Here is a 13,104-nt window from a genome sequence, read left to right as displayed (position 1 = left end):
AAATTCCCTCGACATCAGGGTTTAAAGGTTTGTCCCTCTGAGGAAACTGTAAACAGACGAGCGCGCACTGCTATAACTTGCCCTGGCGGCTTGAAAGCATTAAGCTATAGATCGATTCCGTAAAGTTTTTTGTAGATCCGTGTAGAAGTGTAGTTTTGGATAACCCGATTGTTAACACCGACGCAACTGTTCTCATCCGGCGAGTGGCACTGGCCGTGGTGGGACTCATGGCGGTCATTCTCCTCTGGATTTGGGGAGTCAGTTCGGTGCAGATTTCCGATCCCTACATTCAAAAGGTGCTGTCCCTTCCCGGCGACTCGACCCGGGGACACGCCATTTTTGAAATGAACTGCGCGGGTTGCCACGTTCAGGAAGCCGACCACCAGATCGGGCCGAGTCTTAAAGACGTATCCCAACGCAAATCCCAAGTCAGCATTATCCGGCAGGTGATCGGGGGGAAAACCCCTCCCATGCCCCAATTTCAGCCCAATCCCCAGGACATGGCAGATTTGTTGACTTATTTGGAACAAATGTAAAAAACTGTGGTATACTAGAAAACTGTGGATTTATGTCCCCCATCTCCCCCGCCAGTGTAGCTCAGTGGTAGAGCATCCGCCTTGTAAGCGGACGGTCGTCGGTTCAAATCCGACCACTGGCTTTTACCTTCAAGTCCCCCTTTGTAAGAGCCCGGCCGTTTCATTCTCGGTTAAACAAGGGGAGGTCGCGCCGGGTCGAGGATACCGATTCATTTTCTACAATAGCAATGTCCCAACCGTTCTATCCATTGCTATATAATAAGTATTTTTTCGGATCTAATCCCCGTAACCCTCGGTTCCTATTCCGTCATTTTACTGAGATATGCGGCAATATAGCAGTAGGTATTCAGGTTGGGACACACCCTCCCTCTGTGCTCCTCTGTGCCGGTTGTGGTCAAAATTGCCGAGAGTCCCAATCGATTCCCGTAGTGCTATCTTTACTGGGCTTTAACTGATCCGGCGATGACCCCGGAACTTTAACGGAATGGGAGTCTTTTGAATTCGGAGATTTGGCTAGAATTTCCGCTCACATATATGGCTATTTTGCAGACCAACTCGACAAAGTGTTCGATTTTATACAGATTTTTCTTATCATTTTGATAAACTCCTCTTAACCATCTGGGTTGGGGGTGTATTGAAATCCATATTTTTTTAACAATTTTAATTTGGTATTTCCGATATTTTTTGGTACTTTTGATTTGACAGATGAATTGTTTAGATCTCCTGTCTTTATCTTTTGAGCGGAAGATATAGATTTTGTAAAGTTCGGTAAAGCCGGCGGAGACTGGCATCGGATTTAAACCTTTTTTCAATCTATTTCAAAGCGTTACTGGTGCATTTTAAACCTGATTCCGTCAAATCTTAGTTTGGGTTTTGCAAATTTGTCTGCCCCCCCCCAATCGATGGCCATCTCAACGCTCATTTTTACGTTAACGAGGCCCTGAAAATGGACAGCCCGAATCTATTCAACCCTCACCCGAGCCGAGACAATCTGAATTTTTTTCAGGCCGACTCCGGTCGATGTTACAGCGTCATTCCCCATTGTTACGCCCAAGCGGCCTATCTGACGGCGGCTTTCAGCGTCGAAAATTCCTTCGCCCTCGCCGTCGGCAACCCGGGGGTGTCCCTCCCGGACGCCCTTCGGGAACCTTCGCGCCCCCGGGCGGCCAAACCGCCCCGCCCCGCCCCCGAGCATCGCGCCGACCCGGAGACGGCCGAACGGCGGCACCGAGAAATCCGACTGCTGTGCGACAGCCGCGACGGACTCACGGGCCTTTATAACCGTTCCAGTTTCATCGACCAACTTGACGCGGCGGTGGACCGGCGACGGCATCGCCGCAACCACCAGTTCGGGGTGCTGCTGCTCGATCTCGATCGCTTCAAAATCATCAACGACAGCCTGGGACATCAGGTCGGCGATCGGCTGCTGGCGACCGTCGGACGGCGTCTGCAAGAATGCATCCCCCCCTGGAACGTGGTCGCCCGCCTGGGGGGAGACGAATTTGCCATCCTCTTCGACCCCATGCAACATCCGACCCAAATCGGGCGCTTCGCCGAGGTCATCCAACGGCACCTGCAACAGCCCATCCTGCTGGGCGACCACGAGATTTTCACCACTGCCAGCATCGGCATCGCCCTGGGCGATGCCAGCTACGAGGGCGGCAAAGATATCCTCCGGGATGCGGACACAGCCCTGTACCGGGCCAAAATCAAAGGCAAAGGCTCTCACGTCGTCTTCAACCCCGCCATGCACCGCCAAGTTTGGGAACGGCTGCACCTCGAAAGCGACCTCCGCCGCGCCATCCAACGTCAGGAACTGCGGCTGCACTACCAACCCATCGTCTCCCCGACGACCCGGCAGATCCTGGGCTGCGAAGCCCTGGTGCGCTGGCAGCACCCCCGCCTGGGGTTGGTGTCCCCGACGCAGTTCATCCCCATCGCCGAAGAAACCGGACTGATCCGGCCCATCGGCGAGTGGGTGCTGCGGGAGGCCTGCACCGCCGTCCGCAAGTGGCAGTTGATGCTTCCCCAGGGACAACCGCCGTTCGTGAGCGTTAACCTGTCGAGCCACCAACTGACCCAACCCGAATTTACCGAAACGGTGGCGGCCATTTTACAGGAAACGGGCTGCCCCCCGAGTGCGTTGAAATTGGAACTGACCGAAAGCACGATCGCGGAATACGCCGAAATGGTGATTCCGAAGATGAAAGAACTCGGCCGCCGGGGAATTCAACTGTGCATCGACGACTTTGGGACGGGATACTCTTCTTTGAGCCGGCTCTACGACTTTCCCATCCACACCCTCAAAATCGACCGCTCGTTTGTCGAAGGCATCGGCGGGTCCGGGGAAAAACTGAAAATCGCCCGCGCGATCGTCAATTTGGCGCACACCCTGGGCATGGAGGCGATCGCCGAAGGGGTGGAAACCCCCGAACAACTGGGCGTGCTGCAGGCCTGGGACTGCCAACTCTGCCAGGGCTATTTATTTTCCCAACCCGTGGGGGAAATCGAAATCGAACAGTTGCTCCTCCGGGGGACCATCCACCTGTCCCCGGCCCAGACCCTGCGGGAATGGAAACGCTTCGCCGACGAAATTGACCACTTGGCCCATCGTGCGGGGATGGAAAGAAATGGGAAAAACGAAAACGGTTGTGGCCGGGGCATCCACATCGCCTGAAGCCGAAGACCGCCCATCCGGGCGCACTTTTAACCGATATCGAGAGGGCAAGATCATGAGTGCCGAACTGTCAGAAACTCAACTTCCCGAGCCGCCGACCGTCGCTTATCGGCGGGCGATCGCGGAATTGGCCCAAACCCAACGCCAACTGTGGGAAACCCAGCAACAACTTCAGGAACTCCGGCAAGCCGTCGGCCCCCCCCAGATGATTTGGGGAGAAAGCCACCCACCGTCCGCATTTTCCGAAGGCCGATTTTCGACGCCCTCCCCGGGCGACTTTTGGGGTCGGCAGGGGGCGGGGATCAGACGCGATCGCGAAGTCGGGCGGATGCCATCCCCCATCTGCATCCGGGTTGAGAGCCGGGACGCTCTCCGCGACTCTCGGCAGATGGAAGAAGCCCTGCGGGAGAGCGAGACGAGGACTCGCAGCCTCATCGCAGCCATTCCCGACCTGGTTTTCCGAATCGACCGCGACGGAATTTTTTTGGACTACTTCCCCGCTGACAAGGAGGGGGAACAGGTTTCCGACTCGGAGATCGTGGGGCGGAGCATCGAGGACATTTTTTCGGAAGATCTGGCTCGGTGGACGCGGCACTACCTGAAGTTGACCCTGGAAACCGGCCGACCCCAGTCCGGGGAATACGTCCTCCCCGACGGGGACGGTTGGCGCGCATACGAGGCCCGCTACGTCAAGAGCGGCGCGGATGCAGTGTTGGCGATCGTCCGGGACATCACCGACCGCAAGGCGATGGAGGCCGCCCTGTTGGTGGAAAAACAACTGGAAAAACAAAAGGCGGCGGAGTTGGAAAAAACCCTCGGCAAACTGCGGCGAACCCAAACTCAACTCATCCAAGCCGAAAAACTCTCTAGCTTGGGTCAGATGGTGGCCGGGGTCGCCCACGAAATCAACAATCCCCTCGCCTTCATCCACGGCAATTTGATGTATTTCGACACCTGCATCCGAGACATCCGATCCTTGCTGTCTCTCTATTACAAACATTATCCGGAGCCGGTTGGGGAAATCCGAGAAGCCCTCGCCGACATGGATTTGGAATTTCTGATCGGTGATTTGCCCAAGGCGTTGGAGTCGATGAAATTGGGGACCCACCGCATCCAGGAGATCGTCTCGTCCCTGCGGAATTTTTCCCGCCTCGATGAGGCAAAAATGAAGGCCGTCGATCTCCACGAGGGGATCGAGAGTACCCTGCTGATTTTGCAAAATCGCTTCAAGGCGAAACCCGGACAGCCGGAAACCAAAATTATCCGAAATTACGGAAAATTGCCGCGGGTGGAGTGCCACGCCTCCCAGATCAATCAGGTGTTCATGAATTTGATCTGCAACGCGATCGAGGCTCTGGAACAATGGCCGGAACCCCGAGAAATTACCATCTCGACTCGCGTGGAAGGGGGGGCGGTGGTCGTCGCGATCGCCGACAACGGTCCGGGCATCCCGGAATCGATTCGCCGACAAATTTTCGACCCTTTTTTTACCACTAAACCGGTCGGAAAGGGGACGGGGTTGGGTTTGGCGATCGCCCATCAAATTGTCGTGGAAAAACACGGCGGCAGCATCGACTGTATTTCCCAGCCAGGAGAGGGGACGCAGTTTTTGATCGCCCTCCCCGGTTCCTAGGTAGCCGGGGGACAGAACCCGAACCCCCCATTTCAAGGTGTGAGAAGTGAGGGGTCATGTCTCCATTCTCACTTCTCTTTTCTCCCCACACCTCACACCCCGGCACCCGGCACTATCCGTTAACCGGCGGTCGATTCTCCCTTCCCTGCCAGTCGGGCGATCGCACCTTCGACCGCTTCAGTTTTGCCGGCAATCCAACTATAAATTTCTTGGCGGATTTGCTGCAATTCCGCCTCTTCCAACTGCTGCCCGAGGCGGTAGGTTCGGCGGCGAGAAAATAGAAACAGCAGGGGTTCTTGGGTGACAATTTCTAAAGTGTGGCGAAAATTTCCCTGGGCATCTTGCAGGCAAATCGGATCGATCTGTTGGATGTGGGAGAGTTTCCCCCGATGGCGGCGCGTCCAGGTGGAAGAATGCCAGCAGATCTCGTAATCTTCCCCGTCAAAATTGAGGCTGATGCGTTCAAAGTAATTTTCGCCCGATGTCAGAATCGATGCCAAAAAGATGAGGCCGCCCGGAATTGCCAATATCAACAAAATGAGCGGAACTGCCGCGAGGGATTCCAACAAAAATAACGCGATTTTACCCGTCGGTATTGGCAATTTTTGCAATAAATAAATCGTCAATAATAGAGAAAATAGAGCGCCCCCCTTGGCGAGGATCGGTAGATTTTTAAGTCGCTCTTGGGTGGTCGAAATCAGGGTTTTCGCCGTGTGGCGGACGGGGCGGACGAACTGGAGGGAAAAGCGACAGGGGATTTGAATTTGCAGGCGATCGCCCGTTTTTGATAAATTCACCGATCGCTCTGGCGGCTGTGCGATCGCGCCGATCCGGTTAAAATCTTTCAGTTCTTCCAATGCGTCTCTGGCGGAAGATAAACGATTTTCCGGCATCGGTTCGGTGAGGTGTTCCAACCAGGAAATCAGGCGAATGTCGGTATTTTTGGGGATGCGATCGTGGAATTGGACGCGAAAATTATCCTGGGGAAAATCGGACGGCGGGCAACCCGTGAGTAAATGAATTAACGTCATTCCCAGGGCGTACAGATCGGAAGCCGGGATGGACTGCCCCCCGAATTGTTCGATGGGGGTGTAACCCAATGTGCCGACGACGGTAAATGTCGCCCCGGGGGTGGGAAACTGCACTTGGACGGAACCGAAATCGATCAGATAAATGCGGTTGTCTTCCCCCCAAATCAGATTGCTCGGTTTGATGTCCCGGTGCAAAACTGGGGGCGAAAACTGATGCAAATAATCGAGAATTTCCAACACTTCCTTGGCGATCCAGAGCAGATCCGGGCGGGTGAATTGATATCCGGCTTCCAACTTTTGTTTGAGGGAAATGCCGGGGATATATTCGGTAACGAGTCCGAACCAGAGATCCGCTTCATCGAGGGAGAAATAATCCCGGTAGCGGACGAGGCGGGGGCGATCGAGTCGCTGCAAAACTTGGGCTTCTCGTTCCAGGAGTTTGATGTCATCCCACTGCATCCCGGTTCCCATCGCCAGCAGTTTGATCGCGATGCGATCGCGGCGTTTGAGATCCCGCCCCAGCCAGGTTTGGCGGACGGGGTTCGCGTTCAGGGGTTCGACGAGTTGGAAGCGATCGGCGAGGACGGTTCCGGATGAGAGCATAGACGGAATGGGGATGAAAAGCCAACGGCAGAATGTCTGTCCTTATTGTGCCACAACCGGCGATACTCCCGGTGTGAATTTGTGGAAAATGCGGATTATACCTGAGAGAGATGGCGAGAATTGACTATAATTATAGTACGATTTTCAGACCGATTTGGAAAGCAATTCTCAAGGCGATCGCGACCCTCCTCTCCGGGGGATTCAAAATGGAGGTCATTTCATGTTACAAGTCAAACCCCGATTTCAAAGTTTTGAAGACTATTTGGCTTATGATAATAATTCGGAAAAGTTCTACGAATTATTTAATGGAGAATTGGTCGAAATGCCACCCGAGTCCGGTTTAAATGTTGAAATTGCCACCTTTCTTTTACTCAAGTTCGCGTCACTGGTTGGGTATCGCAGGGTTCGTTGTCAAGGGCTGGAAGTAGAGGTGAGAGGCGAACCCAGGAACCGCTATCCCGACTTGACGATTATCCGAGAAGAACACATTCAACAACTATTAAAACGCAATACGATCCGCCTGTCGATGTCGCCGCCACTGTTGGCGATCGAGGTCGTCAGTCCCGGAGAATTGCAGCGCGATCGCGATTACGTTGCCAAACGCATCCAATATCAAGATTGTGGGATTCCCGAATACTGGATTGTCGATCCCCAAACCCGGACTATTTTAGTATTAGAACTGGTCGAAAGTAATTATACAGAAGTCGGAAATTTTTCCGGCGATGATTGGGTAGTATCTCCCAATTTTAGAGAACTCAATCTCAAAGTTTCCGAAGTTTTTGATTAAAACCCCACCCAACCCTCCCCTTCCCAAGGGGAGGGCTATTGTCGTTGTTGGGCTTTAGCCCCTCCCCTTCGCCAGGGGAGGGCGAAGGGGCGATCGCTCCCTAAATATACTTTTTCAACAGCAACTCCAACTCTTTCATCCGTTCCGGCGGCACCTTATCCAACGGAGTTAAAATCGCATATTTCAAAGCCGAGTGGGCGTCGGATTCCGGCAGATTTTGGGAGAGTCGTTTGACGGTTTCCCGAATCACTTTTTGGGCGTTGACCGCATTGCGTTTGAGGTATTCGATCACCGTTTCAACCGTGACGTGATCGTGGTCGGGATGCCAACAATCGTAGTCGGTGACTAAAGCCAAAGTCGCGTAGGCAATTTCCGCTTCTCTCGCCAATTTCGCCTCCGGTAAATTCGTCATGCCGATGACAGTTCCGCCCCAACTGCGGTACAAATTCGATTCGGCTTGGGTAGAAAAAGCCGGCCCCTCCATGCAGACGTAAGTCCCGCCCCGATGCAGGGTGACATCGGGAAAATTCAAGTCCGCGATCGCATCTGCGAGCACCCCTGCCAATCGATTGCAAACCGGATGTCCGAAGCCGATGTGGGCGACAATTCCCTGTCCGAAAAAAGTTGAAATTCGCCCTTTCGTGCGATCGATAAATTGGTCGGGAACCACCATGTCGAGGGGCTTCACCTCCGCTTTCAGGGAGCCCACCGCCGACGCCGAAATGATATATTCGACCCCCAAACTCTTGAGGGCGTAAATATTCGCCCGGTAGGGCAACTCGCTGGGGATGAGTTTGTGATCCCGGCCGTGGCGGGCCAGAAACGCCACCTGCAGCCCTTCCAGGGTTCCCAAAATGATGCGATCGGAGGGGGGGCCGAAGGGCGTCTCGACTTGCACTTCTTCCACATCGGTGAGGGCTTCCATCTTGTAGAGGCCGCTGCCCCCAATAATGCCAATTTTTGCCTGAGTCATCTTGCCTTTACTTTTCCTGGTCTGACTCAAATTATTGTAGCGGGAATCTGGCGTTTATCGACCGGCGGGAGAATTTTTGGCAATTTTCAGATGTTCCAGATTTTGGGAAACTGTCCATACATCACCCCCCGTCAAAAATACGAAAAATTTCAAATTTTCTCGCCTTTTTATCTTGACAAAAAATCGGATTTGAGCTATTTTTATATCATGGGAAACCGTGGCGACATATATAGTCTGTTTTCAGCCGGTCATCTCGACAATATGACCCCGACCGGATGGCACTGAAAGCGATCGCCAATCGTTTTGCAGTTCGGCGAGGTGATGCTCTGATGGATTCCTGAGAACACCGATCGGAGATCAAATGCGATCGCGTGATTCCCCCAGTCGAATTCGAGGCAGTTTGACGAGATTCTATCAAAAAAACTAGCGTTTATTGTGACGGGCGGGATGCCTGTGCTACGCTACGGGAAAAGTCGGCTGTGGAATCCATATGCGACGGCGAAAAAAACACCGAATCACCCACATTTTGTTGATCGTCCTCCTGGCTTGCGGGCTGGCCGTTCTCGCCCCCTTTCCCAACTCCGTCACCCCCCAAACTGCGGTGAGTGCCGCCGAAGAAATCCGGGGGGTTTGGATCACCAACGTCAGCAGCGGCGTGCTGTTTTTTCCCTGGGGAATCAACCGATCTTTAGATCAACTTTCCGCCCTCAATTTCAACACCATTTATCCGGTAATTTGGAACCGGGGAACCACCTTTTTTCGGAGTGCGGTGGCGCGGCGGGTGACGGGGCGATCGCAAGATACCCTGTTGCATTTTACCCGACTCGGGCGAGATGTGCTCTCGGAAATCGTGCGGGAAGGGCACGATCGCGGACTGCGCGTGATCCCCTGGCTCGAATACGGCTTCATGGCTCCCATCAATTCCCAACTGGTAAAAAATCATCCCGAATGGGTGACACAAACCCGGGAGGGCAACCTGATGCTGGCTGACTATCCCGACGAAGAAGACTCGCCGAGTTCCCCCCTTCCACCCCCGCGCCGCCGCTTTCGGTTTTTCAATCCCATCCGCAATATTTGGCTGAATCCCCTCCATCCCGGCGTGCAGAGATTTATGGAGGATTTAATCTTAGAAGTCGTCATGAAATATGACGTGGACGGCATCCAACTCGACGACCATTTTGGCATCCCGGTGGAGTTCGGCTACGATCGCTATACGGTGGAACTTTACCAACAGGAACACGGCGGAGAATCCCCGCCGGACGACCCCCAAGATCCGGAGTGGCGGCGGTGGAGATCCAACAAAATTACCGACTTTATCGAGCATTTGGTGAGGGCGATTAAAACTGCAAAACCCGACGGCATCATCTCCCTTTCTCCCAACCCCTACGAATTCACCTACAACGTCTATTTGCAAGATTGGCTGACCTGGGTGAATCGCGGCTGGATGGACGAATTGGTGTTGCAAGTGTACCGCGATCGCCTCGACGGATTTATCGACGAACTGGAACACCCCTCCATGAAAACCGCGCGGGAAAAAGTTCCCGTCGGCATCGGCATTTTGAGCGGCACCCTCACCCATCCCGTCCCCATCGAACAGATTAAATCTCAGGTGAAAGAAGTGCGCGATCGCGGTTTCGATGGCGTCTCATTCTTCTACTGGGAAACCCTCTGGAGTTACCTGACACCGGACGCCCCAGAGGAAAGACGCCAGGTGTTTCAGCAGTTATTTTCATAAACCGAAATCGGGAGTCCCCTATCCCCCCAAAAATTATCTTGATTTGAAGTAAATGCACCCCCAAAAATCCGCACCTTCTCAGACATCGACCGCGAGATAATTGCCGATTCTATCAGCCGTTGGATTCGTTCATACGCTTCTGCCATTCCGCATCAATGCGATCGGGGTTGGCGGTTTCCTGTTCCAACAGATCCGTCTCCGTCGTGTAAGCCAGATCGTCCCCGGCGATGACCGTTTTCGCCGCAAATTGATGGGCGTAATCGAGCTTTTGTTTCAGACTTTCATCCGCCTGGTTGATGGCGATCGCCTGTTGCTGCCGCCGCTGATTTCGCCCTTCCAGTTTGCCATTGCGCCACTGAATCCAAAAATATCGGATCAGCGGGACAATTAAGAAACTCGCACCGTAGGCAAACAGCAGGGGATAAATCACCTCCACAAATGCCACGAAGCCGCCGATTTGAGCCGCGATCGCGCCATCTCCGAGCAAACTTCCCAACATCAACGCCCCGACAATATTGACCGCACCCAACCCCGCCGCCAGCAGGATTTGATTGGAACCGGCCGAACTGAACCGCCACGGATTTTCCTTCAGATAAGCCGGAACCGGTTGCGTCCGGTATGGGGTGGCGCTGGTTTGCAATTCCGGGAAATGATACACCAATTGACCCTCGGGGCTGACTTCCGGGCGTCCGTCAAATCGAGTTAAAACGGGAAGCATATAATCCTCAAATTCCCGAGAATAAGCATTGCCGAGATCGTCGAGATAGGGGGCAATTTGTTCGGCGATCACCGCCCCTTGGTTGTTGCGGATTACCGTGGCGATCGTTCGCCAGCGCCGCTCTTCCAAGTCGGGGTTCGGCTTGCCATCTCCGAATAGGAACGAGAACACCGCCTCGAAGAAATTCATTTTATCCTTCGGACTCTCGTCGGTCCGCTGTCGCTGGCGGTAATAGTCGCCGTCATCCCAGTGGAAAAACCAAAACAAATCCGGGCCGAACCAGAAGTAGGGGACGAACATGAAGCCCCCGCCGCCGGATTCGCCCCCGCCGCCGGAATCGTCGCTGTCCCCGCTGGAATTGACAAAAATCAAGATGGCGGCGATGGCGATAAAAATGATGGCGATCGACACCAGCAGCAAAATTCCGAAGGAAATTCGGATCAGATAAAACAGAATCCGCCAGACCTTTTGCCACCACTCTTGGACTCGCAATCGCCAGTATCGATTCCGGAGGACGGCCCGAAAGTTTTCAGGGAAGAGAAAGGCGATTTCCCCGGACTCGGAAACCTGGAGATGTCCCCCGGCTTCCGATGCCAGGGCCAAAAGTTGCTGTCGGGCCAGATTCACTTCCAGTCCGGCCTGGGCCGCCACATCTCCCCCGGTGACACGGTAGCCCAACTGTTCGACAGCTTTGACGATCGAGGGATTTGGAGCCATTTTTTTCTCCCAATACAGATTGAACCGCCCGGTTCCCTGTTCCGGTGAGTTGTCGGGCGGCTATCCTTACAGTATAGATTTTTCCGGTTTCCAAAGTCACATCGATCGCCGCTCTAGGAAATTGGCGATCGCGATCTTGGCAACCGGGCCGGGAATTGGTGTACAATACGGAGCCATCGGGAGAGGCGGTCATTCGCCCCCCGTCGCCGATCTGACCGCCGAAGATCGGGGACTCAACCCAGAAGTTCTCGGATATTTCTTGGAAAGATCGAATCTTCGGGGATGCCGAATGAGTCGCGTGATTTCAAACGACCAGAAGGCGGTGAGTCTCATCGTTTCTACCTCGGGCTCGGCCCCCGGCGGGCTGGCCCTGAAGCGATCGCCCCCAATTGTGGAGATAAATAGAGAGTATGCCCCGCACTCAACGCAACGATAATTTCATCGACAAAACCTTTACCGTCGTCGCCGACATCATCCTCAAGATCCTGCCCACCAATCAGGAATCGAAGGAAGCCTTCGCCTACTACCGCGACGGAATGTCCGCCCAGGCGGATGGCGAATATGCCGAAGCTCTCGACAACTATTATGAGGCTCTCAAACTCGAGCAAGATCCCAACGATCGCAGCTATATCCTCTACAATATCGCCCTGATTCACACCAGCAACGGCGAACAGGACAGAGCCTTGGAATATTACCACCAAGCCCTCGACTTGAACCCCCGCCTCCCCCAAGCCCTCAACAATATCGCCGTCATCTTCCACTACCGGGGAGAAAAGGCGAAAGAAGCCGGAGATGGGGACGCGGCGGAAAATAATTACCGTCAGGCGGCGGAATATTGGAAACGCGCCATCCGCCTTGCCCCCAACAATTACATCGAAGCCCAAAACTGGCTCAAGACCACGGGTCGCAGTGAAATCGACGTCTACTTCTAAATTGAAATTCTGTTAAAAAACCCCCATGATCGATCGCGAACAAGTCCGCAAAGTCGCCCACTTAGCCCGCCTGGAGCTACAGGCACAAGAAGAAGAAAAATTTACCCAAGAATTGAACAGTATTTTAGAATACTTTGAACAGCTCAAGGAACTCGACACCGAAACGGTCGAACCCACGACTCGGGCGATCGATGTCAGCAACATCACCCGCCCCGACCAACTCGAACCCTACGCCAACCGGGACGCTTTGTTGAAGGAAGCCCCCGAACCGGACGGGGATTTTTTCCGGGTTCCCAAGATTCTCAGCGAAGAATAGAAATTTTAAACTCCAAAAGACACGGGTTCTCGGGTTCCCGTGCCTTTTTTTGGGTTGTCAATTGTGCGATCGCCTCTCTTCTATTCTATTTGGACTGTTGCTCCCGCTTGCGACGCGAAAAGGTGAAAGCCGCACCGATCCCCAAGAGTCCCAATGTCATGGTGGGTTCGGGAACTCCTTGCAGGTGCTTTATATTTCCTTCGCCGATATCGATCGCGAATACGATATCGTTGTAGTCCTTGTCACCGCCGTTCGTCATGTCCTCAAACGCCATCACCAGGTAGCCGGACTGTTCATAGGCCATGATGTGTTGCAACCCGTCGCTGTTGTCCGCCGCGTCGAGGTGCCACTGTCTCGGATTGCTGCGTCCTTGACGTACTCCCCGCACTAAAGTGACGGGGATTCTGAATATCACTATCCAGACTTTCTCTTTCGGCGAGTCAGCT

Annotated in this window: 11 protein-coding genes and 1 tRNA gene; 8 read left to right on the top strand and 4 right to left on the bottom strand. The window is 53.9% G+C overall.

Annotated elements, in window-relative coordinates:
• Nucleotides 1-155: 155 nt before the first annotated feature.
• From LKE08_RS01485 to LKE08_RS01470, 4 genes are all read left to right on the top strand, one after another.
• On the top strand, nucleotides 156-536 hold the full coding sequence (locus LKE08_RS01485; RefSeq protein ID WP_375341388.1) for a c-type cytochrome: 381 nt from the start codon (nucleotides 156-158) through the stop codon (nucleotides 534-536).
• Nucleotides 537-586: 50 nt separating this feature from the next.
• Nucleotides 587-658, top strand: a tRNA-Thr gene (locus LKE08_RS01480).
• A gap of 824 nt (nucleotides 659-1,482) precedes the next feature.
• Nucleotides 1,483-3,213: an EAL domain-containing protein gene (locus LKE08_RS01475; protein WP_324702417.1), complete on the top strand. Its 1,731-nt coding sequence runs from the start codon at nucleotides 1,483-1,485 to the stop codon at nucleotides 3,211-3,213.
• A 55-nt stretch (nucleotides 3,214-3,268) separates the two neighbouring features.
• Nucleotides 3,269-4,846, top strand: a complete 1,578-nt coding sequence (locus LKE08_RS01470; protein ID WP_324702416.1) for an ATP-binding protein — start codon at nucleotides 3,269-3,271, stop codon at nucleotides 4,844-4,846.
• Between the two features lie 119 nt (nucleotides 4,847-4,965).
• Here LKE08_RS01470 and LKE08_RS01465 read toward each other — a convergent pair whose 3' ends face one another.
• Complete coding sequence (locus LKE08_RS01465) at nucleotides 4,966-6,480, bottom strand: serine/threonine-protein kinase (protein WP_324702415.1); 1,515 nt, start codon at nucleotides 6,478-6,480, stop codon at nucleotides 4,966-4,968.
• Nucleotides 6,481-6,700: 220 nt separating this feature from the next.
• Between LKE08_RS01465 and LKE08_RS01460 the strand changes: the two genes are divergently transcribed.
• Nucleotides 6,701-7,267, top strand: a complete 567-nt coding sequence (locus LKE08_RS01460; RefSeq protein ID WP_324702414.1) for a Uma2 family endonuclease — start codon at nucleotides 6,701-6,703, stop codon at nucleotides 7,265-7,267.
• A 100-nt stretch (nucleotides 7,268-7,367) separates the two neighbouring features.
• Here LKE08_RS01460 and LKE08_RS01455 read toward each other — a convergent pair whose 3' ends face one another.
• On the bottom strand, nucleotides 7,368-8,240 hold the full coding sequence (locus LKE08_RS01455; RefSeq protein ID WP_324702413.1) for an S-methyl-5'-thioadenosine phosphorylase: 873 nt from the start codon (nucleotides 8,238-8,240) through the stop codon (nucleotides 7,368-7,370).
• Between the two features lie 490 nt (nucleotides 8,241-8,730).
• Here LKE08_RS01455 and LKE08_RS01450 point away from each other — a divergent pair, with 490 nt between their 5' ends.
• Nucleotides 8,731-9,975, top strand: coding sequence for a glycoside hydrolase family 10 protein (locus LKE08_RS01450; RefSeq protein ID WP_324702412.1), 1,245 nt, complete (start codon nucleotides 8,731-8,733; stop codon nucleotides 9,973-9,975).
• A 112-nt stretch (nucleotides 9,976-10,087) separates the two neighbouring features.
• On the opposite strand, the gene LKE08_RS01445 is transcribed toward LKE08_RS01450, so the two are convergent.
• Nucleotides 10,088-11,410, bottom strand: coding sequence for a hypothetical protein (locus tag LKE08_RS01445; protein WP_324702411.1), 1,323 nt, complete (start codon nucleotides 11,408-11,410; stop codon nucleotides 10,088-10,090).
• 410 nt (nucleotides 11,411-11,820) lie between these two features.
• On the opposite strand from LKE08_RS01445, the gene LKE08_RS01440 reads away from it, so the two are divergent.
• Nucleotides 11,821-12,342 (top strand): photosystem I assembly protein Ycf3, encoded by a 522-nt coding sequence (locus LKE08_RS01440; protein WP_324702410.1) that lies wholly within the window; start codon nucleotides 11,821-11,823, stop codon nucleotides 12,340-12,342.
• Between the two features lie 25 nt (nucleotides 12,343-12,367).
• A complete protein-coding gene (gene gatC, locus LKE08_RS01435; protein WP_324702409.1) occupies nucleotides 12,368-12,658 on the top strand; it encodes an Asp-tRNA(Asn)/Glu-tRNA(Gln) amidotransferase subunit GatC in 291 nt (96 codons plus the stop codon).
• Between the two features lie 85 nt (nucleotides 12,659-12,743).
• Here the strand turns inward: gatC and LKE08_RS01430 are convergent.
• Nucleotides 12,744-13,104: DUF4114 domain-containing protein (locus tag LKE08_RS01430; protein WP_324702408.1), on the bottom strand; the 361-nt coding region annotated here is incomplete at its 5' end.

The organism is Lyngbya sp. CCY1209 (assembly GCF_035615495.1).
Classification (GTDB): Bacteria; Cyanobacteriota; Cyanobacteriia; order Cyanobacteriales; family Microcoleaceae; genus Limnospira.
The sequence above is the reverse complement of the archived record's forward strand: the minus strand, read 5'-3'. Positions and strand labels throughout refer to the sequence as shown.

What these genes read in the sequence shown, in the direction of transcription:
- LKE08_RS01475 (WP_324702417.1), top strand. Translation starts at nt 1,483, where the DNA reads ATGGACAGCCCGAATCTATTCAACCCTCACCCGAGCCGAGACAATCTG.
- LKE08_RS01470 (WP_324702416.1), top strand. Translation starts at nt 3,269, where the DNA reads ATGAGTGCCGAACTGTCAGAAACTCAACTTCCCGAGCCGCCGACCGTC.
- LKE08_RS01465 (WP_324702415.1), bottom strand. Translation starts at nt 6,480, where the DNA reads ATGCTCTCATCCGGAACCGTCCTCGCCGATCGCTTCCAACTCGTCGAA.
- LKE08_RS01460 (WP_324702414.1), top strand. Translation starts at nt 6,701, where the DNA reads ATGTTACAAGTCAAACCCCGATTTCAAAGTTTTGAAGACTATTTGGCT.
- LKE08_RS01455 (WP_324702413.1), bottom strand. Translation starts at nt 8,240, where the DNA reads ATGACTCAGGCAAAAATTGGCATTATTGGGGGCAGCGGCCTCTACAAG.
- LKE08_RS01450 (WP_324702412.1), top strand. Translation starts at nt 8,731, where the DNA reads ATGCGACGGCGAAAAAAACACCGAATCACCCACATTTTGTTGATCGTC.
- LKE08_RS01445 (WP_324702411.1), bottom strand. Translation starts at nt 11,410, where the DNA reads ATGGCTCCAAATCCCTCGATCGTCAAAGCTGTCGAACAGTTGGGCTAC.
- LKE08_RS01440 (WP_324702410.1), top strand. Translation starts at nt 11,821, where the DNA reads ATGCCCCGCACTCAACGCAACGATAATTTCATCGACAAAACCTTTACC.
- gatC (WP_324702409.1), top strand. Translation starts at nt 12,368, where the DNA reads ATGATCGATCGCGAACAAGTCCGCAAAGTCGCCCACTTAGCCCGCCTG.